The organism is Paracoccus simplex (genome assembly GCF_042648325.1).
Classification (GTDB): domain Bacteria; phylum Pseudomonadota; class Alphaproteobacteria; order Rhodobacterales; family Rhodobacteraceae; genus Paracoccus; species Paracoccus simplex.
In genome coordinates this window covers 96,512-115,344 of record NZ_JBHRXE010000020.1, presented here as the reverse complement: position 1 = coordinate 115,344, position 18,833 = coordinate 96,512, and the positions used below count along the sequence as shown (strand labels likewise).

The following is an 18,833-nucleotide window of genomic DNA, read 5'->3' as shown; positions in this document are numbered from 1 at the left end:
ATCCGCATTTGCAGACGGTGGCAGACAGTCTCTGCCAGATCGACGGTTGTATCTGTTTTGGCGCCCAAGCGGTTTGTCTTTTCTTAACTCGGGTCTTCGCAAACGCCCTACCCAGCCGATTACCTGCCGTCTCCATCCTCACTATTGTCAAAGTCAAAGTCCTCTATGTCTTCATCTTCGACTTCTTCGCCATAGGTGAGATTTTCGAGCGCCGAGGCTTCCAGCAGTTCACGGCGCTCTTTGAAGTTCGTGACGTCCTCGTAAAGCGCCTCCAGCTCGTCGAGCACAGCGATCTTTTTCCTGTCGCACCGGAGAGCTGCCAGATATTCGCCCTCGCGAGCAGGATCAAACGGCAGGGGTTTAATCAGATCGCGGATTAACTGCGCGTTCGGGCCGCAGGCTTCGCTTGAGAGGAAATAGGCCAGCAGTTCGGCCTGCAGGATGTCTTCGTCCTCGAAATCAAATTTCTTACTGAGGAAAATCTTTGAAGCCTTGGACTGGTAGTCGATCTCATAGGTGTAGATATTGAGCCGTCTGGCTTCATCCTCGATGATCTGGTGGACTGGGTTCACGATTTTCGAGACTACCTTTCCTATGAATTTACGGTGCTTGCGCTCGTTCCGCGTGATCGTCAACCAACCACTGGTGTCGATCTTGATGTCAAGGTGCTTTTCCAGAAATTTTACGAGCTTGTCGCGCTCATGAGTAGGCGCGAATACCGAGTTCAAGCTATAGCGACTGTAGCGCTGGGATGTGTAGAACTGGCCCAGTAGAGCAATGAATTCGTTTTCTCTCGCAGGAAATTTCAGGCTATGTGGTTCCCTCAACCGTAGGGCCAAGTCTTGGTGTGTGTGCGTGATCAGGCTCTTTTCGAAGGATTCCTGGTCAACTGCGGTATCGTGCTCGGTCAAGATGATCGCAATCTTCAAGAGACGCTCGACGCCGACTGCCACTGAGTACAAGAATTCGAAGGCATCCTCCTCGGCTGCAAAATGCTCCATCTCGTGGAAAGCCAGCAGCCCGTTGAACAGAAATCGGCCGGCGATATCAAGTTCAGTTCCAAGGTTGAAGTTCTTCCAATATTCATCAGGCCGCAATTAGATCTCCCTGTTTGTGCTGTAGACTGGAGGCAACACCTGTTGCGGCACCCGCAATTCCAGACCCTCGACCGTTTCTCTGCCAATGCCACCCGGACGTGACCTTGCCCCCGGATTCCGGACTGAGTTTATATTCACTATGCGACCATTGCGGTAGTCATGTCGATCGTTGGGACGATCAAGTCTGGAGATTTTTAACGGCATGGGTCAGACACTGGCATTTACGACAAACCTCATGAACATCCGCATTGGGCAGAGCGCGCTGGTCAGGTCGTCGCCGTCGCGAGTGGCGGAGAGCGGAAGTTCGCTGCCCATCTCTCGAAAGGGCGGGAACGCTCGACTGCCCTCTCCTCAACCTTCTACGGCCGGTCCCAAGACGACGGTTGCGGATGACAAGCGCGCTGCTGGGTGTCCGCGACGGAGCGATATACTTTTTCTCGCCTACGCGTCACTTATATGAAAAAGGCGTCAGAATCCGTAGGATAATCGATCAAGCAAGCAGATCGCCTTTCGATAGGCTGTCCTATAAGGTTCTTGTTCAAAACTCTCTGCGTTATCGCAGAGAAATTGACGTAGCGATTTGAGGTCCAGATCTTCAGAAGGTTGGAATGGAAGCATCAGAAGGGCCTCAATAGGATCTGACGATTTCTCGATGATTTCTTGCGTTGTCAATCCGGCAAATGAATTTTTGTATCGAGTCGCGTAACTTGGCAATGTATAGTCTGCCTTTTGTAGCTTCTGGACGATCTTCTTTGCCCCTTCAAAGCTTGATTTAGACAAGTCTTCTTGGGTGACAATTCCAGCAGCATTCAAGTAGCGGAAAACAGGGATGAACGTTCGATTTGATCTCGCGTATCCAGGGTAGGCGGACACCAGTAGATCCTTTGCGTCAAACTTCGATTCTTCTTGAAGGCAGTCGACAAACACCTCGTCCGGCAACACACCTGCGTATCCCTTTTTGGCCAGAACACTCTGTACGTGTTGCTCTACCTTCTCGCCTAAATCCTGCTGCCGTTGCGCAACCCCAACGCCGATTACGAACTCAACTTCTTTCGCAGAACCGATTTCTTCATAATCGATTACAGCAATTTTATTCTCATCACCGGTTGGATTGTGTACTAATTCGTAAAGCTGCTCCTTAAAGAAACGCAACACTCTCGCAGGCATCTTTCTTTTCGGCGCAGACAGAGCTGTGTACACTTCATTGAAGTCAGAAAACTTCGCCACCATCATCGTGACGCTGAAGTCTCCTGACTGAATCGTTGTTTTTTCTATTGCAGGTTTCTCGTCGCCTTTGGTGCGCTGGACAAAAATGAGATTCTTCTGGAATAGATCGATCTTTTCTTGAGGTAGGCATTTCGCAATAGATGAGACAAGTGCGCGAATGTGAGGGTCTGTTATCGAGTATCCGAAGAACAGAATTGGATGCTCCACGAAGATCGTAACTAACTTCGCTGCAAGGTAGGGATTCCTGTCGTTAAACTGCGCGTAGTCCTCGGCTGTAAGTATCAGGCTGCGAGGGTCGCTTGCCGATCCGTGGATCTTATAAATCTCTCCAATAGATTGAGGGTTCGCAAAAAGAAGCTCCTCTTGGCCAACGAATACCTTATAGTCCGGAAAAATCTCTTCAAGGAAGAAATCCCAGTTTGTCGTTATCACGCCATCGACTGTGATTTTGGTTAGGGCGGCAATTTCGCCTCCGAATTCCAGTTTTCGTGCCTTCTCGAGTGAATATTGCTTCAAGTACTTCGCGATCTCGACTTTCAAAGCGTCAGCGTTACCTTTCACGATGCCAGAGAACTGCTCGCGGCTGTCGGCTGTAACGTCGGCTGACCACCACCATTCGTTGAAGTCTTGCGCCATGTAAGATGCGGCTTCAGGCATCAAGCCGTTGGCTCTCGAGCTGTAATACCCAAACTCTTTGATAGGCGCACAAAAATGCTGAAGAAGTCCGGACCAGTCGCCGAGCCCTAAGTAGCGCCGTGAAAATCCAGAACCTACAAAAAGGAAAGGTGCTGCAGGATGCTCCTGCAGAATAGTCTTCAACTCGTCAGCTGGCCCCGACATCTCAAATTCCCATTGCTAGACGGTATCTTTGTTGAGACTAAGTTCAGCTGATGCAAGGGGGCTTTTTCGTGACCGATCGACCGTCAGATGTCGGCGTGAAATGGACGGCGGAGGCTTGGGTGTCGGATCGACCTTCTTCTTATCGAGCGTCGCCCCCATGGGAAGGCAGAGACCAGCCGTCCGCCGCAAGCATCATGAATGACCGGTTTGGGCCGTGAGAGACTTGGGCGATCGGTCAGTTCCGACCGCAACATTGCTTGTATTTGCGGCCCGACCCACAGGAGCATGGGTCGTTCCGCCCGGGCCGGGGACCGGCGTTGAACGGCATCTCGGAACGATTTGCGGGCTCCATGCGGGAAAGCTCGGGACGAGACTGATAGAGTATCGTCGCAACGCAGTTCGGGATCAGATTGGGTGCTTCAAGGTCGATTTCGTCGATCTCCTCATCCGTGAACTTGCTGTGGCCAGTGTATATTTCCTGAAGCGCCATCAAGAAGATCATCGTCGTCCGCGTCTCTTCGTCGGCCTGAGCGAGCAGTCGATCCCAAGCATCCGGTCTTAGCCCCATAGCGCGAGTGAAGCCATCGATCCAAGGCTCCCACATCACCTCATCACTGTTGGGGTCAACCTCGTAGATGGGTTCGATCCAAGGTGAGCGGGTCATCGCCTCCGCAACCGAGTTGTAGTGAGCCATGACCGCACCGACCGTGGCTTCGGCGGTTTTCTGATCGGGAAAATTTGCCTCACCTGTCTCTCCCCAGACATGGGACATCCATTCCGAGGGCGGGATCATATCCGGGCAGGCAAGAACACCGACTACATAGCCATCAAGTTCACTGAGCGTCATGGGCATGTTCTCGATGGGCAGCGCATGCAACAGCGCGCTGAGACGCTCGAGTTCCTGATCGGACTGGTCCATAAATACCTCCCGGTGTTGCTCGGAATTTTTTACTCTGCGCGACGCCAACCCGCAATCCGCGCGAAGCCTGCTTCAAGCTCGGACAGGAAGATTGCTGCAGGCACCCCGAATGTCCGCAGTGGTGAAGCCGCGACGTAGCATCAGATCGTCGCGCCAACGTCTGCAAAGGGCCGTGACCGACAATCGCCTCTGGGGTTACACGGCAAAGTTGCATGCAAGCGGTCCGGCCCGCCGAGCTCAGCCGCGAAGCTCTCGACCTCACCAGAGGGTCGCCTTGTGAAACAAAAGGCAAGACTCTCTGAAACGCCACAACGGGAAAAATGGTCGGAGCGAGAGGATTCGAACCTCCGACCCCCTGCTCCCGAAGCAGGTGCGCTACCAGGCTGCGCTACGCTCCGACCGTGTGGGGCAGGTAGCCGCTGGGGCGGCGGAATGCAAGGGGGAATCTTGCATCTTCGCCCTGTAAAACCGCAGCGGCCAAGCCGCCTCAGCCCCGCTCGCGCAGCAGGCGTTGCAGCAGGCTCCAGCGCGGCGCGGTCACCGCCTCGCTGCCGAAGCGCGCCCGTGTCGCCGGGCGCAGCCGCGAGGCGCCCAGCCGCTCGCGCATCAGGATGTAGAGCCCCGATGCCATGATCAGCCCCGCCCCCAGCACCGTCGGGCCGTCCGGACGCTCGCCGAACAGAAACCAGCCATAGGCCACCGCCCAGAGCATCTGCGAATATTGCATCGGCGCGACATTGGCCGCCTCGCCGGCCTGATAGGCCAGGATCAGCAGAAAGCCCGCCGCCAGACCCAGGGCGGCGATCACCCCGGTCAGCGCCAGGTCGCCCAGCTCCATCGGCCGATAGGCGAAACCCAGCGAGGCGCCGGTCAGCAAGAAATTCCCGATCATCGGCCAGAGCAGCAGGATCACCGTCCGTTCGGACCGGCCCAGGCGCCGCACGGCGATCGCGGAAAGCGCCGTCGCCGTCGCCCCCATCAGCGCCGCCAGATGGCCGAGGCCCAGGGGCGTCGCGCCGGGGCGCAGCACGATCAGCACCCCGCAAAGCCCGGCACAGACCGCCAGCCAGCGATGCACCCCGACCCTTTCGCCCAGCAGCGGCACCGACAACACGGTGACCAGCAGCGGCGCGGCGAAAAGGATGGAATAGACCTGCGCCAGCGGCAGCACCGAAAAGGCATAGAAGCCGCCGATGCCCGAGGCGACAATGCAGAGCGAACGCAGCCCGACCCAGAACGGGTTGCGCGGCCGCAAGGTGCCATGCGTCGGATCGCGCAGCAGCAGCACCGCCAGCGGCGGAAAGGACAACAGCGCCGAGAAGAACAGGATCTGCAGCGCCGGATAGGTTCCGCCCAGCAGCTTGATGATCACGTCATGGGTCGAATAGAGCCCCATGGACAGAAGGGCGAGCAGCGCGCCCTTGATATTGCCCGCCGTCATGCGCCCCTCCGACGCTCCGCGATGGGGCCGCGCCTGTCCCGGCAGGCGCGGCCGGCCGATTACAGTGCCGAAAGCGCCGCGACGATGTGGTCGCCCATCTCGGCGGTCGAGACCGGCTTGCCGCCCTCGGCGCCCATCAGGTCGCCGGTGCGCAGGCCGTCGGCCAGCACCTTCTCGACGGCTTTCTCCAGCAGATCGGCCTCGGCGCCCAGGTCGAAGGAATAGCGCAGGCACATGGCGAAGCTGAGGATGCAGGCGATCGGGTTGGCCTTGCCCTGGCCGGCGATGTCGGGGGCCGAGCCATGCACCGGCTCGTACAGCGCCTTGGGCCGGCCGTTTTCCATCGGCGCCCCCAAGGATGCCGAGGGCAGCATGCCCAGGCTGCCGGTCAGCATCGCCGCCGCGTCGGACAGGATGTCGCCGAACAGGTTGTCGGTCACGATCACGTCGAACTGGCGCGGGTTTCTGACCAGCTGCATGGCGCCGTTATCGGCATACATGTGCGACAGTTCCACGTCGGGATATTCGTTGTCATGGACCCATTGCACCTCCTCGCGCCACAGGATGCCGGATTCCATGACGTTAGCCTTTTCCATCGAGCAGACGCGGTTGCCGCGCTTGCGGGCCAGCTCGAAGGCGGCGCGGGCGACGCGGCGGATCTCGCCCGAGGTATAGCGCTGGGTGTTCACGCCGACCCGGCCGCCCTCGTTGCCGGAAGTGTCGTCGTCGGAAATGCCGCGCGGCTCGCCGAAATAGACGCCCGAGGTCAATTCGCGCACGATCAGGATGTCGAGCCCGGCCACCACGTCCCGTTTCAGCGAGCTGAAATCGGCCAGCGCGTCGAAGCATTGCGCCGGGCGCAGGTTGGCGAACAGGTCCATCTCCTTGCGCAGGCGCAGCAGGCCGCGCTCGGGCTTCACCGAGAAGTCCAGATTGTCGTATTTCGGCCCGCCCACGGCGCCCAGCAGCACCGCGTCGGCCGCCTGCGCCCGGGCCATCGTCTCGTCGGCCAGGGGCTTGCCGTGCTTGTCATAGGCGGCGCCGCCGACCAGATCCTCGCTGACGGCGAAGGACAGGCCGCGGTTCTTCTCGAACCAGCCGATCACCTTGCGCACTTCGGCCATGACCTCGGGGCCGATGCCGTCGCCGGGCAGGATCAGCAGGGAATAGGTGGTCATCGCAGGCATCCTCTATGCTTCTGGCTGTTGGTCAATCGCGTATCCTTGCGCCTGTGCTGCGTCAAGTTCACGGCGAATTGGGTTGCGCCGGCGGATCGGATCGGGCCGGATGGACCCGGAAACGCAAGACCAAACGAAGGGGGCGACCATGAAGACAGGTGCGGTCACGACCGGCGCCTTGGCCTTTCTCGCCACGGCGGCACTGGCCGATGGAGGTGTCACCGTGCAGCTTCCCGATGTCTCGGGTCTCAGCGATGCCGAGGCGAAATCGCTGATCGCCGAACTGGCGAATGTCAATGTCATCACCTCGAACTGCCCGGATTACGCGATCACGGACGGCGAATGGACATTGATCACCGGGACGGGCGACCGGCTGGCGGCCAAGCTGGGGCTGGATGCCTCGGCCTATGACCGCACCTATTACGGGCCGGCCTTCAAGCTGCTGGACGATCCCGGCGCCTGCGACCGGATCGGGCCGACCGCCAAGCCGCTGATCCAGCGCCTTGTCGGAATGGGCGGCGGCACCGCGCCGCTGACGCAATCGCAGTAAGTTACGCGTCGCCCGCGCAACCGCATTCCGGGCGCCGGCAAGACGGGCGCTTGCCGGCGCCGGCGCGGCGTCCTAGCCTGCGCGCATGACCGCCGATCCGACTTACAGGGGATTCGCGCTGGACGCCGAGACGGCGCTGGCGCTTCTGCAATGGCAGGCCGAGCTGGGCGCGGACGAGCCATGTCTCGACGCGCCGCTCGACCGCTATGAGCTGTCCGAGCGGGCCGAGGCCGCCCCGACCCCTGCCGCCCCGCCCCCCGCTGCGCCCGCCAAGGCCCGCGACGACGCGGCCGAGGATCTGGCCGCCCAGGCCGAGGCCATGGCCGCGGCCGCCGCGACCCTGGCCGAGCTGGCGGCGGCGCAGGAAGCCTTCGACGGCATCGAGTTGAAGAAGGGCGCGCGCAATTTCTGCTTTTGCGACGGCAATCCGGCGGCGCGGGTCATGATCATCGGCGAGGCCCCGGGCGAGGAGGAGGACCGGCAGGGCCGCCCCTTCGTCGGCCGGGCGGGGCAATTGCTCGACCGGATGTTCGCCGCCATCGGCCTGTCGCGCCAGGCGGTGGATGCGGAACGCGCGCTCTACATCACCAATGTGCTGACCTGGCGCCCGCCGGGCAACCGCCGCCCCGAGCCGGCCGAGATCGCCATGATGCTGCCCTTTCTGCGCCGCCATGTCGAGCTGGTCCAGCCGCAACTGCTGGTGCTGATGGGCAACACGCCCTGCATCGCGCTGCTGAACCGCCAGGGCATCCTGAAGCTGCGCGGCACCTGGACCGAAGCCTTCGGCCTGCCGGCGCTGCCGATGGCCCATCCGGCCTATCTGCTGCGCACGCCGGCCGCCAAGCGCGAGGCCTGGGCGGACCTGCTGTCGCTTTCCGCCCGGCTCGAGGGCTAGTCGGTCTCCTCGCGGCAACCCTGGAAGGCGACCGCATCGTCGGGGCCGATCAGCGTCACCCGCAGCGCCTGCGGGTCCAGCGGGAAGGGCTTGCCCGAAGCGGCGACGAAATCCGCCTGCGCGGTCAAGCGGCGGCCCGCGCGTCCGGTGTCGGGGGCAGAGACCCAGATGTCCTCCTGGGACAGCTCCATCGCCACCTCGCCGCCACGGCCGCTTTCCGCCTCGGGCAAGGTCGCGGTGACCTGCATCCCGTCCTTGATCGGCTCGATCCGGCAGTCCGGCTGCGCATCCGAGGGCTGGGGCTGGCGGGCGATGGCGGCCTGGATCACCGGGTCGGGGCCGGGGCCGGCCGGCGGCGCCTCCAGCATCACCTGCGCCGGCACGCAAATGTCCAGGCAAAGCCCGAAATCCACCGTGGCGCGCAGCGCCACCGGCGTGCCGGGACGGGCGGGAACGATCTCGATCGGCAGGACCAGCTCGTCGTGATAGCCCAGCGTCCGCTCGCCGCCCGAATCGATCACCTCGGGGCGGGGCCAAAGCAGCCGCGCCTCGGCCAGGTTGTCCGAGGCCTGCCAGTCGAAGCGCGGCGGCACGCCGGCATCGCCGGGGCTGCGCCAATAGGTCTTCCAGCCCGGCTCCAGGTCCAGCCGCAGCGCGGTCATGCGATGACCTTCGGGCGTGACCCAGCCGGGCAGCAGCTCGGCCGCGACCAGCCCGGGCGGCAGGTCCTGCGCCAGGGCCGGCGCGGCGGTCAGGAAAATCAGAGCAAGGGTCTTCATGGCCCCTATCTAGTCGCGCCAAGGCCGTGGCGTGAAGTCACATTCCCGCCAATCCCTTGCGAAATCAGTCCGCAGCGCCGATCTTGATGAAAAGGAGACGGAGCAGATCATGGACAAGTCGAGCAATCTGACCGGCAAGATGCTGATCGCCATGCCCGCCATGCGCGATCCGCGCTTCGAGCAATCCGTGATCCTGGTCTGCGCCCATTCCGAGGACGGCGCCATGGGTCTGGTGGTGAACCGGCCGCTGCCCGAGATCGGTTTTGCCGACCTGCTGACGCAGTTGGGCATCGATGTGGGCGAGGATGCGCTGGATATTCCCGTGCGCTTCGGCGGTCCGGTCGAGCCGGGGCGTGGCTTCGTGCTGCACCGGGTGCCCCGCGACATCCAGCTGGGCGAGAACCGGATGCGCATCACCGACGACCTGGCCATGTCCACCACCCGCGACATTCTCGAGGATTACGCCCGCGGCCACGGCCCGCAGCCCGCCATGCTGGCGCTCGGCTATGCCGGCTGGGGGCCGGGCCAGCTGGATTCCGAGATCCTGCAGAACGGCTGGCTGACCTCGGATCGCGGCGACGAGATCATCTTCGGCGCCGACAATCCCGGGAAATGGCGCGCGGCGCTGAAATCGCTGGGCATCGACCCGCTGATGCTGTCGCCCAGCGCCGGCCATGCCTGACGCCCGGCCACCCGACACCTAACGCGGCGCTGCCGCCCGGTGCAGCCGGTCGTTGATCGCCGCGCCCAGACCGCCTTCCGGCACCGGCGCGACGGCAATGGGCCGCCCCAGCGCATCGGCCCGGTGCAGCAGGTCAAAGAGCCGCGCCGCCGCCTCGGCCAGATCGCCGCTGGCGCTCAGCGTCATCTCGCCCGCCACGGGGCCGAAGCCGATCAGCACCTCGCCCGGATGCGCGGCCTTGGCGTTCAGCCGCAGCGGGCTGCGCGGCGCGTAATGGCTGGTCAGCTGTCCCGGCGAGCTGGGCGCGTCGGGATTCGCCGCCGGGCGCAGCAGCGGCCGGCCCAGCACCGCCTCGATCGCCTCGGCGGCGACGCCGCCCGGGCGCAGCAGGGCGGGCGCGCCCGCGACCCAGCCGATGATGGTCGATTCCACCCCGACCGGACAGGCGCCGGCATCCAGCACCGCGGCGATGCGCCCACCCAGCCCGGTCCCGGAGGCGGCGACATGCGCGGCCGCGGTCGGGCTGATCCGGCCCGAGAGATTGGCCGAGGGCGCCGCCAGCGGTCCGCCGAAGGCGCGCAGCAGCGCCTGCGCCGCCGGATGCGCCGGCACCCGAATCGCCACCGTGTCCAGCCCCGCCGTGACCAGCGAGGCGATGCCCGCCCCCTCGCGAAGCGGCAGCACCATGGTCAGCGCCCCCGGCCAGAAGGTCCGCGCCAAGGCCCGCGCCGCCTCGTCGAACACCGCGACGCGCTCGGCCGCCTCGAGATCGGGCAGATGCACGATCAGCGGGTTGAAGCTGGGCCGTCCCTTGGCCTGATAGATGCGCGCCACCGCGCTGGCGTCGCGGGCATCACCGGCCAGGCCGTAGACCGTTTCGGTGGGAATGGCGACAAGCTCGCCCCGCGCCAGCAGGTCGGCGGCGGCGGCAATGCCCTGGGCGTCGTGGCGCAAGATCCGGGTCTGCATACCGTTACGTGAGGTTGCGGTTGATGGCCGACTGGCGGCACCTATGATCGTTCGAGGGTTCAGTTACGCGCCACAGCCGCATTTGCCAAGGCGCAAGAGGGAGAGAAGACGGATGGCCTATCAAGCACCGGTCGAGCAGATCGCATTCATCCTGAACGAGATCGTGTCATTCCCGCAGCTTGCCGAGACCGGGCTTTTCGCCGAAGCGACGCCCGAGACGCTGACCGCCATCCTGACCGAAGCCGGCAAACTTGCCACCGAGATCATCGCGCCGGTGAACCGGGCCGGCGACCTGACGCCCGCGCGGCTGGAAAACGGCACGCTGCGCTCGTCCCCCGGCTATGCCGAGGCCTTCCGCGCCCTGGCCGAGGGCGGCTGGATCGGCATCGCCGCCGATCCCGATCACGGCGGCATGGGCCTGCCGCAGGCGCTGAACATGGCGGTGAACGAGATGATCGCCTCGGGCTGCCTGGCCCTGCAACTGAACCCGCTGCTGACCCAGGGCCAGATCGAGGCGCTGGAGCATCACGGCAGCGACGAACTCAAGGCGCTGTATCTGCCGAAGCTGATCTCGGGCGAATGGTCGGGCACCATGAACCTGACCGAGCCGCAGGCCGGATCGGACGTCGGCGCGCTGACCACCCGCGCCGAGCGGGCCGAGGACGGCAGCTATCGCATCACCGGGCAGAAGATCTTCATCACCTGGGGCGACAGCGACGTCACCGAGAACGTCTGCCACCTGGTGCTGGCGCGCTTGCCCGACGGCGGCAAGGGCACCCGTGGCATCAGCCTGTTCATGGTGCCGAAACTGATCCCCGACGAGGCCGGCAATCCCGGCGTCGCCAACGACCTGCGCGTGGTCAGCCTGGAACACAAGCTGGGCATCCATGGCAGCCCCACCTGCGTCATGAGCTTCGAGGGCGCCAAGGGCTGGCTGGTGGGCGAGGAGCACAAGGGCATGGCGGCCATGTTCACCATGATGAACTGCGCCCGGCTCGGCGTCGGCGTGCAGGGCGTGGCGCAGGCCGAGGCGGCGCTGCAGCAGGCCACCGCCTATGCCGCCGAGCGCAACCAGATGGGCCCGATCATCCGCCACCCGGACGTGCGCCGGATGCTGGCGGAATCGCGGGCCGAGGTCTTTGCCGCCCGCGCCATCTGCATGGCCTGCGCGGTGGCTCTGGACATGGCGCGGGCCACCGGGTCCGAGGAATGGGCCGGGCGCGCCGCCTTCCTGACGCCCATCGCCAAGGCGCATGGCACCGATATCGGGATCCGCGTCGCCGATACCGCCGTGCAGGTGCATGGCGGCATGGGCTATATCGAGGAAACCGGCGCCGCCCAGTATCTGCGCGACGTGCGCATCACCGCGATCTACGAGGGCACGAACGGCATCCAGGCCATGGATCTGGTCGGCCGCAAGCTGGCGGATGGCGGGGCGGCGGCCATGGCGCTGCTCGACGAGATCCTGGACGGCGCCAAGGCCGCGCAGGCCGAAGAGCCGGAGCTGGCCAACCAGGTCTGGCAGGCCGCCGAAACCCTGCGCGAGGCGACCCAGGACCTGCTGGAGCGCGGCATGGAGGAACGCTTCGCCGGCGCCGTGCCCTATCTGGCGGCTTTTGCCCGGGTGCTGGGGGCGCATTACCATCTGCGTTCCGCCACCGGCGGCGGCAGCAAGGCGCTGGCGCGCATCTACGTCACCCGCATCCTGCCGCATTTCGCCGCCGATCTCGCCGCCGCCAAAGCCGGATCGAAGGATCTGGAGGCGCTTGACGATGCCGTGCTCTCGGGTCAAATGGCCGGGTGATACGCAGCGAGACACATAATCCTCCGGCCGAGGGCGAGGCGCATGAGATCGCCCCCGGCGTGTTCTGGTTCCAGCTTCCGCTGCCGTTCAAGCCCGACACGGTGAACGTCTATGCCTTCCGCGACAGCGAGGGCTGGACCGTGGTGGATACCGGCATCGACACCCGCCGCGGCCGGGCGCTGTGGGAACGCATCCTGCAGGGACCGCTGGCAGGCGCGCCGGTCACCCGGCTGATCGCCACCCATCACCACATCGACCATATCGGCCTGGCCGGCTGGTTCCAGGCGCAGGGGGCCGAGCTTTTCACCTCGCGCGCGGCATGGCTGACGGCGCGCATGGGCGTCCTCGACCTGCAGGAGCGGCCGACGCCGCAGGCGATCGCCTTCTGGCGCCGCGCCGGCATGCCCGATGAGCTGGTCGAGGAACGCAGCCACGAGCGGCCCTTCAACAGCGCCGATATCTGCGCACCGCTGCCGCCCGGCTATCAGCGGCTGCAGGAAGGCCGGCAGATCGCCTTCGGCGGGCGGCGCTGGATCGTGCGGCTGGGCAACGGCCACGCACCCGAACATGTCACGCTCTGGTCGCTCGACGACGACCTGGTGATCGGCGGCGACCAGCTGCTGGCGACCATCTCGCCCAATCTCGGCGTCTATCCGACCGAACCGGATGCCGACACCGTGGGCGACTGGCTGGAAAGCTGCGAGCGGCTGGCCGCCTTCGCCCGGCCCGAGCAACTGATCCTGCCCGGCCACAAGCTGCCCTATCGCGGCCTGCCCACCCGGTTGCGGCAGCTTGCCGACAACCAGCGCGCGGCGCTCGACCGCGTGGTCGCGGGGCTGCGTGACGAGCCGCGCAGCGCCGTCGGCTGTTTCCCGCTGCTGTTCCGGCGCAACATCGCCAAGCCGGAATTCGGCCTCGCCTTGGCCGAGGCCGTGGGCCATATCAACCACCTGCGCGCCACGGACCGGGTGTGGCCGGCGGGCATGTCGGAAACCGGCGCCGCGCTCTGGGGGGCGTGACAGGCCCGCCGCCTTGCGTTATCCCTTTGCCCGACGCATCGCATCTTTGACGGACAGGACCATGGCTTCGCATCACGAAATCACCGAACACACGCACGGCGAAATGGACATTCGCGCCCAGCAGGCGACCTTCGCCGGCTTCATCAAGGCCGCGACCTGGGTCAGCGTCCTCGCCATCGCCGTGCTGGTGTTCATGGCGCTGACCAACGCCTGATCCCAAGCCGGAGAAGCCATTCATGCAAAGGCGTGCCTTCCTTGCGCTGGCGCTGCCGGCCGCGCTTGCGGCCTGCGGTGCCGACAACAAATGGGCCAGCGACGAGGCGGTGCGGCGCGCGCGCTACGTCTCGAACGAGCCGCCCTCGATCACGCTGTTCACCGTGATCGGCATCCCGCGCGGCGAGGGCGGGCATTCGGCGCTGATGATCAACGGCAGCCAGCGGGTGATCTACGACCCAGCCGGCAGCTGGGAGCATCCGGCGATCCCCGAGCGCAACGACGTGCTTTACGGCATCACCCCGAATTTCAAGAACTTCTACATCGACTACCACGCGCGCCAGACCTATTGGGTGGCCGAGGACACGCTTCCGGTCTCGGCCGCCATGGCCGAGGCGGCGATTCGCGCCGTCGAGGCGCAGGGCCCCTCGAACAAGAGCTTCTGCGCGGTCAATACCGGCCAGGCGCTGCGCCGCATCCCGGGCTTCGAGGCCGCGCCGAGCGGCTTCTCGCCGCTGAAGCTGCGCGACTGGTTCCTGACCCTGCCCGGCGTGGTCTCCAGAAAGCACATGGACGGCGATCCGGCCAACAACCACAACGTGCTGCTGCGGCAGAAAAGCGGCGTGGTCCAGGGCTATGGCCAGGACGGCCAGCTTCACGCCGTCAGGTAGAGCATCGCGTAAAGCGCGGCCATCCCCGAGACGATGGCCGCCAGCACGTTGCGCGTCAGCACCCCCACCGCGACCGTCACCGCCGCCGCCGTCATCCGCGCCGGATCGGGCTGGCCATGGGTCGCGGCGGGCCAGACCACCAGCGGCGCGACGATGGCCGGCAGCACCCCAACCGCCGTATAACGCAGCAGGCGCTGCGCCCAGAGCGGCATGGGCCGGTTGCCGAAGGCGCCCAGGAAGGACCAGCGCAGCCCATAGGTCCCCAGCGCCACCGCCAGGATGATCATCCAGATCGTGCCGTCGCCATAGCCGGTCATGCGCGGGCCTCCTTGCTGCGTTCCATCAGGGTCTCGACCGCCGCGCCGGTCAGCATGGCCAGCGGCGCGGCGATGAACAGCCCCAGCCCCGAGGGCAGGAAGGCAAAGGCCAGCGCGGCGACCACCGCGACCAGCGCCGCCGCCATATGCGGAATGCTGCGCAGCATCGGCGCGATCAGGGCGATGAAGGTGACCGGCATGGCGAAGTCCAGCGCCCAGCTTTCCGGGATGGCATTGCCGATCCAAACGCCCAGCAGCGTGGCGATCAGCCAGGGCACGCAGGTCGCGAAGATCGTGCCGAAGAAATAGGCCACGCGCTGCTCGACCCGCAGACGCGGGTGCTTCTCGAAATGCTGGATCGCCAGCGCATAGTTCTGATCCACCAGCACATAGGCAAGCCAGGCGCGGTCGCGCGCCGGCGCCGTCCCCAGCCAGGGCACCAGCGAGGCCGAATACATCGCCATGCGCAGGTTGACCGCCACCGCCGAGACGATGACCACCAGCGCCGGCGCATGGTCGGTCATCAGCTGCACCGCGGTGAATTGCGAGGCGCCGGCCAGCACCAGCAGCGTGAAGCCCAGGATCTGCGGCAGATCCAGCCCGGCATCCGATGCCACCACGCCGAACAGCATCCCGAAGGGCAGCAGCACCAGGACGAAGGGCAGCGCCTGCATGAAGCCATGCCGCGCGCATTGCCGCGGGCTGCGCTGCAGGGCGCGCAACTGCTCGGGCGTCAGGCCCGAATGCAGGGAATCGACAGGGGCGTTCATGATGAAAGGGACTCGTCATTCGCGTCAGAGTGATGGCAGATAGGCCGATCGTCCGCCGATGACAAGGATGCCCGCATGACCGGACCGCCAGAGCCCGAGGGGATGCCGCATCAGGTCCGGCTGGGCATCCCGGCCGATCTGCAGCCTGCCGCCGCCGCGCTTTACTGGCGGCATTTCGGGGCGCAGATCCTGCCGGTGCCGGCCGGCCCACGGCAGGGCATGGCGCTGATCCGCGCCGCCATGCGCCCCGAACGGGCGCTGGTGGCGCTGTCGCCCGATGGCCGGCTGCTCGGCATCGCCGGATTGCGCGATGCGGGCGGCGGCTTTCTCGACCCCGCTGCGCATAGCTTCGTCACCGTCTGGGGACCGGCGCGGGGCCGACTGCGGCATCTGTCGACGACGCTGTTCCGGCCCGGCCGCGCCACATCGGACCTGGTGCTGGACGGCATCGCCATCCATCCGCGCTGGCGCCGGCTGGGGATCGCCCGGTCGCTGGTGGCAGCGGCCTCGGCCCATGCCCGCGCCCTCGGCCACCCGGCTCTGCGCGCCGAGGTCGCGGCGGACAATCATTCGGGTCTTGCGGCATGGCAGGCAATGGGGTTCCAGCCGCTTCATCGCCAAAGGCTGGGCTGGCCCTGGTCGGCGCCGGCGCATGTGCTGCGCCTGGCGCTTTGAGGCTCAGGCCCCGGCGGCCGGATCGTTCTCGGCCTCGGCCTCGGCCTCGGTCCGGCCCATCATGCCGGTCACCTGCGCCAGCAGCGTGAAGGCCCGGCCCGAGCGGGTTTCGGCCAGCGCGGCCAGCAGCTGCGGGTCGCTGTCCTGCGCCTTGCGGCTCAGCAGCCGGTCGAAATGGCGCAGGAAGTGATGCGCCACGTCGCGAAAGACCTCGTCGCCGCGCAGCATCGTCGCCGCCGTCCGCAGCGCCGCGGCATCGGCGATGACCGCCAGTCCCGCCACCGCCTCGCCGCGGACCCCTTCGGCAAAGCGGCGCCACAGGCCGGGATCGGCCTCGGACATCGTCAACTCGTCCATGTAGACGCCCTGACCGGCCAACAGGGTGACCACGTCCTGCGCCGCCCGGATCAGCCGCGCCATGCCCGGATCGGCCAGCGCCAGGCGCAGGCAGCGAATCGCCTCGCGATCCTCGGGCCCGTCCGGAAAGTTCAGCGCATAGAACAGCTCCGGCCCGGTCAGCTCGGCGGCTGGCGGGGCTTCCAGCTCCAGCATGGCCTGTCGCGAATCCGGCGCCGCGCGGGACGGCGGCGGCGGCATGGCCGTGCGCCGCGGTGGCGCCGCGGTTCCGGGTGCCGGCCGCGGCTCGGGCTCGCGGCGGTTCTCGGCCGGATCCTCGGCGACAGCGCCGTCGCCGGGCTGCAGCCGCGCCAGCATGGCGCGCAGCTCCTCGGCCTCCTGCCGCAGCAAGAGCAGGCTGCGCGCCGACCAGACCGCCAGCCAGATCAGCGCCAGCGGCAGCAGCAGCCCGACCAGCCAGACCGGCCAGCCGGCACCGCCCTGGCCTTCGGCCTCGGGGCCCAGAAAGACGAAAAGCCCGGCCAGCGCCAGCCAGGCCAGGCTGGACGCCACGCCGACAGCCAGCACCCGGTCGCGGACCTGCATCACCGCCAGGCGGCGCAGACCATCAAGCGAGTTCATGCGCCCGGCCCCCGCAACTCAGACATAGCGGATCGAAAGGATCTCATAGGATTTCCCGCCGCCGGGGGTGACGACCTCGACACTGTCGCCCTCGTCCTTGCCGATCAGGGCTCGGGCCAGGGGCGAGCGGATGTTCAGCAGCCCGCGTTCCAGGTCGGCCTCGGCCTCGCCGACGATCTGATAGGTGCGCTCCTCCTCGGTATCCTCGTCCAGCAGGGTGACGGTGGCGCCGAACTTGACGCTGCCATTCAGCCGCGACGGGTCGATCACCTCGGCGCGCGAGATGATCATTTCCAGTTCCTTGATCCGGCCCTCGACGAAGCTCTGCTTTTCGCGGGCGGCATGATACTCGGCATTTTCCGACAGGTCGCCATGCTCGCGCGCCTCGGCAATGGCGCGGATCACCGCCGGACGTTCGACGGCGCGCAGCTCGCGCAGTTCCTCGTCCAGCTGGTCGTAGCCCGCGCGGGTCATCGGTATCTTTTCCATTCCAGTCCTTCCCGCCGCCACATGCGACGCAAGTCAGCACGAAACAAGGTGTTGGAACGCCCCCAGCCTTGGGCCGAGGGCGTCCGCAGAAATCCGGGGGGCATCGTGGCGCGATCCGCCCCCTGTTTCAAGCCCCGGCAAAGGCCATCCGCAGCAGCCCGCGCAGAAAGGTCGCAGAATTGCAATTGTTCGTCGCGTTCCGATTGCCGGCAAGAATGTTACGCGCTAGGTGTTCGGCGCAGAGTCAAGAGCCAGGGGATTGGAGGCCGAGCCATGTCTGAGATCGTCCGCGAGTCGATGGAATACGACGTCGTGATCGTGGGTGGCGGGCCTGCCGGCCTGTCGGCGGCGATCCGGCTGAAGCAGGTGAACCCCGAGCTGTCCGTGGTGCTGCTGGAGAAGGGTTCCGAGATCGGCGCGCATATCCTCTCGGGCGCGGTGCTGGACACGTCGGGCCTCGACCGGCTGATCCCGGACTGGAAGGACAGGGGCGCCCCGGTCACCACCGAGGTCACCCAGGACAATTTCTACATCCTCGGCCCGCATGGCCACGTCCGGGTGCCGAACTGGCCGATGCCGCCCCTGATGAACAACCACGGCAAGTATATCGTCAGCATGGGCAATGTCTGCCGCTGGCTCGCCGAGCAGGCCGAGGCGCTGGAAGTCGAGATCTTCCCCGGCATGGCCTGCTCGCAGCTGGTCTACGAGGGCGACCGCGTCGTCGGCGTCGTCGCCGGCGAGATGGGCCTGAATGCCGACGGCACCCCCGGCCCGAGCTATGAGCCCGGCATGGAGCTGCGCGGCAAATATGTGCTGATCGCCGAGGGCGTGCGCGGCTCGCTCGCCAAGGAACTGATCGGCAAATACGACCTCTCGGCCGGCGTTGATCCGCAGAAATTCGGCCTCGGCATGAAGGAGATCTGGGAGATCGACCCGGCCAAGGCCAAGCCCGGCACCGTCACCCACACCATGGGCTGGCCCTTGGGCAAGAACGCCGGCGGCGGCAGCTTCATCTATCACCTCGAGGGCAACCAGGTGCTGGTCGGCTTCGTCGTGCACCTGAACTATGCCAACCCCCATCTCTATCCCTACATGGAGTTCCAGCGCTTCAAGCACCATCCGCTGGTCGCGGAACTGCTGGAGGGCGGCAAACGCGTCGCCTATGGCGCAAGGGCGATCTCCGAGGGCGGCTGGCAGTCGATCCCGAAACTGACGGTGCCCGGCGCGGCGCTGCTTGGCTGCTCGGCCGGGCTGGTGAACGTGCCGCGCATCAAGGGCAACCACAATGCCATGCTGTCCGGCATCGCCGCGGCCGAAGCG

General features: G+C 65.6%; 20 protein-coding genes and 1 tRNA gene. 9 read left to right on the top strand and 12 right to left on the bottom strand.

Features of this window, described 5'->3' with window-relative positions:
- Positions 1 to 119 precede the first annotated feature (119 nt).
- The 6 genes from ACFOMP_RS09465 to leuB all read right to left on the bottom strand — a co-directional run bounded on the left by ACFOMP_RS09465 (position 120) and on the right by leuB (position 6,702).
- Positions 120 to 1,097, bottom strand: coding sequence for a hypothetical protein (locus ACFOMP_RS09465; RefSeq protein WP_379029830.1), 978 nt, complete (start codon positions 1,095 to 1,097; stop codon positions 120 to 122).
- Positions 1,098 to 1,565: 468 nt separating this feature from the next.
- Positions 1,566 to 3,164, bottom strand: coding sequence for an SIR2 family protein (locus tag ACFOMP_RS09460; protein WP_379029827.1), 1,599 nt, complete (start codon positions 3,162 to 3,164; stop codon positions 1,566 to 1,568).
- A 235-nt stretch (positions 3,165 to 3,399) separates the two neighbouring features.
- On the bottom strand, positions 3,400 to 4,083 hold the full coding sequence (locus ACFOMP_RS09455; protein WP_073061664.1) for a UPF0149 family protein: 684 nt from the start codon (positions 4,081 to 4,083) through the stop codon (positions 3,400 to 3,402).
- A 321-nt stretch (positions 4,084 to 4,404) separates the two neighbouring features.
- Positions 4,405 to 4,481, bottom strand: a tRNA-Pro gene (locus tag ACFOMP_RS09450).
- An 89-nt stretch (positions 4,482 to 4,570) separates the two neighbouring features.
- A complete protein-coding gene (locus tag ACFOMP_RS09445; RefSeq protein WP_289894447.1) occupies positions 4,571 to 5,524 on the bottom strand; it encodes a DMT family transporter in 954 nt (317 codons plus the stop codon).
- Positions 5,525 to 5,583: 59 nt separating this feature from the next.
- The gene (leuB, locus tag ACFOMP_RS09440; RefSeq protein WP_379029823.1) at positions 5,584 to 6,702 is read right to left on the bottom strand and encodes a 3-isopropylmalate dehydrogenase; all 1,119 of its coding nucleotides are present in this window, start codon (positions 6,700 to 6,702) and stop codon (positions 5,584 to 5,586) included.
- Positions 6,703 to 6,850: 148 nt separating this feature from the next.
- On the opposite strand from leuB, the gene ACFOMP_RS09435 reads away from it, so the two are divergent.
- Entirely contained in the window at positions 6,851 to 7,252 is a 402-nt protein-coding gene (locus ACFOMP_RS09435; protein ID WP_289894449.1) for a hypothetical protein, read from the top strand.
- A gap of 85 nt (positions 7,253 to 7,337) precedes the next feature.
- Positions 7,338 to 8,147, top strand: a complete 810-nt coding sequence (locus tag ACFOMP_RS09430) for a uracil-DNA glycosylase (protein WP_289894450.1) — start codon at positions 7,338 to 7,340, stop codon at positions 8,145 to 8,147.
- Here ACFOMP_RS09430 and ACFOMP_RS09425 read toward each other — a convergent pair.
- Positions 8,144 to 8,926, bottom strand: a complete 783-nt coding sequence (locus tag ACFOMP_RS09425; RefSeq protein WP_379029819.1) for a protein-disulfide reductase DsbD domain-containing protein — start codon at positions 8,924 to 8,926, stop codon at positions 8,144 to 8,146. The genes ACFOMP_RS09430 and ACFOMP_RS09425 overlap by 4 nt on opposite strands.
- 109 nt (positions 8,927 to 9,035) lie before the next feature.
- Here ACFOMP_RS09425 and ACFOMP_RS09420 point away from each other — a divergent pair, with 109 nt between their 5' ends.
- The gene (locus tag ACFOMP_RS09420) at positions 9,036 to 9,608 is read left to right on the top strand and encodes a YqgE/AlgH family protein (protein ID WP_289894452.1); all 573 of its coding nucleotides are present in this window, start codon (positions 9,036 to 9,038) and stop codon (positions 9,606 to 9,608) included.
- An 18-nt stretch (positions 9,609 to 9,626) separates the two neighbouring features.
- On the opposite strand, the gene ACFOMP_RS09415 is transcribed toward ACFOMP_RS09420, so the two are convergent.
- A complete protein-coding gene (locus ACFOMP_RS09415) occupies positions 9,627 to 10,577 on the bottom strand; it encodes an L-threonylcarbamoyladenylate synthase (RefSeq protein WP_289894453.1) in 951 nt (316 codons plus the stop codon).
- A gap of 112 nt (positions 10,578 to 10,689) precedes the next feature.
- Here ACFOMP_RS09415 and ACFOMP_RS09410 point away from each other — a divergent pair, with 112 nt between their 5' ends.
- The 4 genes from ACFOMP_RS09410 to ACFOMP_RS09395 all read left to right on the top strand — a co-directional run bounded on the left by ACFOMP_RS09410 (position 10,690) and on the right by ACFOMP_RS09395 (position 14,284).
- On the top strand, positions 10,690 to 12,381 hold the full coding sequence (locus tag ACFOMP_RS09410) for an acyl-CoA dehydrogenase (RefSeq protein WP_289894454.1): 1,692 nt from the start codon (positions 10,690 to 10,692) through the stop codon (positions 12,379 to 12,381).
- Positions 12,378 to 13,400 carry an MBL fold metallo-hydrolase gene (locus ACFOMP_RS09405; protein ID WP_379029814.1) on the top strand — a complete coding sequence of 341 codons (1,023 nt, stop codon included), beginning with the start codon at positions 12,378 to 12,380 and terminating at the stop codon, positions 13,398 to 13,400. The genes ACFOMP_RS09410 and ACFOMP_RS09405 overlap by 4 nt, the downstream gene beginning before the upstream one ends.
- A 61-nt stretch (positions 13,401 to 13,461) precedes the next feature.
- On the top strand, positions 13,462 to 13,614 hold the full coding sequence (locus ACFOMP_RS09400) for an aa3-type cytochrome c oxidase subunit IV (protein WP_289894456.1): 153 nt from the start codon (positions 13,462 to 13,464) through the stop codon (positions 13,612 to 13,614).
- Positions 13,615 to 13,636: 22 nt separating this feature from the next.
- On the top strand, positions 13,637 to 14,284 hold the full coding sequence (locus ACFOMP_RS09395) for a hypothetical protein (RefSeq protein WP_289894457.1): 648 nt from the start codon (positions 13,637 to 13,639) through the stop codon (positions 14,282 to 14,284).
- Here the strand turns inward: ACFOMP_RS09395 and ACFOMP_RS09390 are convergent.
- Together ACFOMP_RS09390 and ACFOMP_RS09385 are read right to left on the bottom strand one after the other, a co-directional pair.
- Positions 14,269 to 14,601 (bottom strand): AzlD domain-containing protein, encoded by a 333-nt coding sequence (locus tag ACFOMP_RS09390; RefSeq protein ID WP_379029810.1) that lies wholly within the window; start codon positions 14,599 to 14,601, stop codon positions 14,269 to 14,271. The genes ACFOMP_RS09395 and ACFOMP_RS09390 overlap by 16 nt on opposite strands.
- Entirely contained in the window at positions 14,598 to 15,371 is a 774-nt protein-coding gene (locus ACFOMP_RS09385; protein WP_379029807.1) for an AzlC family ABC transporter permease, read from the bottom strand. The genes ACFOMP_RS09390 and ACFOMP_RS09385 overlap by 4 nt, the downstream gene beginning before the upstream one ends.
- A gap of 75 nt (positions 15,372 to 15,446) precedes the next feature.
- Here ACFOMP_RS09385 and ACFOMP_RS09380 point away from each other — a divergent pair, with 75 nt between their 5' ends.
- Positions 15,447 to 16,046, top strand: a complete 600-nt coding sequence (locus ACFOMP_RS09380) for a GNAT family N-acetyltransferase (RefSeq protein ID WP_289894460.1) — start codon at positions 15,447 to 15,449, stop codon at positions 16,044 to 16,046.
- A gap of 3 nt (positions 16,047 to 16,049) precedes the next feature.
- Here the strand turns inward: ACFOMP_RS09380 and ACFOMP_RS09375 are convergent, their stop codons facing one another.
- Positions 16,050 to 17,024 carry a hypothetical protein gene (locus ACFOMP_RS09375; RefSeq protein WP_379029804.1) on the bottom strand — a complete coding sequence of 325 codons (975 nt, stop codon included), beginning with the start codon at positions 17,022 to 17,024 and terminating at the stop codon, positions 16,050 to 16,052.
- 18 nt (positions 17,025 to 17,042) lie between these two features.
- Positions 17,043 to 17,513, bottom strand: coding sequence for a transcription elongation factor GreA (gene greA / locus ACFOMP_RS09370; RefSeq protein ID WP_199259505.1), 471 nt, complete (start codon positions 17,511 to 17,513; stop codon positions 17,043 to 17,045).
- A gap of 273 nt (positions 17,514 to 17,786) precedes the next feature.
- Here greA and ACFOMP_RS09365 point away from each other — a divergent pair.
- On the top strand, positions 17,787 to 18,833 hold a 1,047-nt coding region (locus tag ACFOMP_RS09365), incomplete at its 3' end, for an NAD(P)/FAD-dependent oxidoreductase (RefSeq protein ID WP_379029801.1).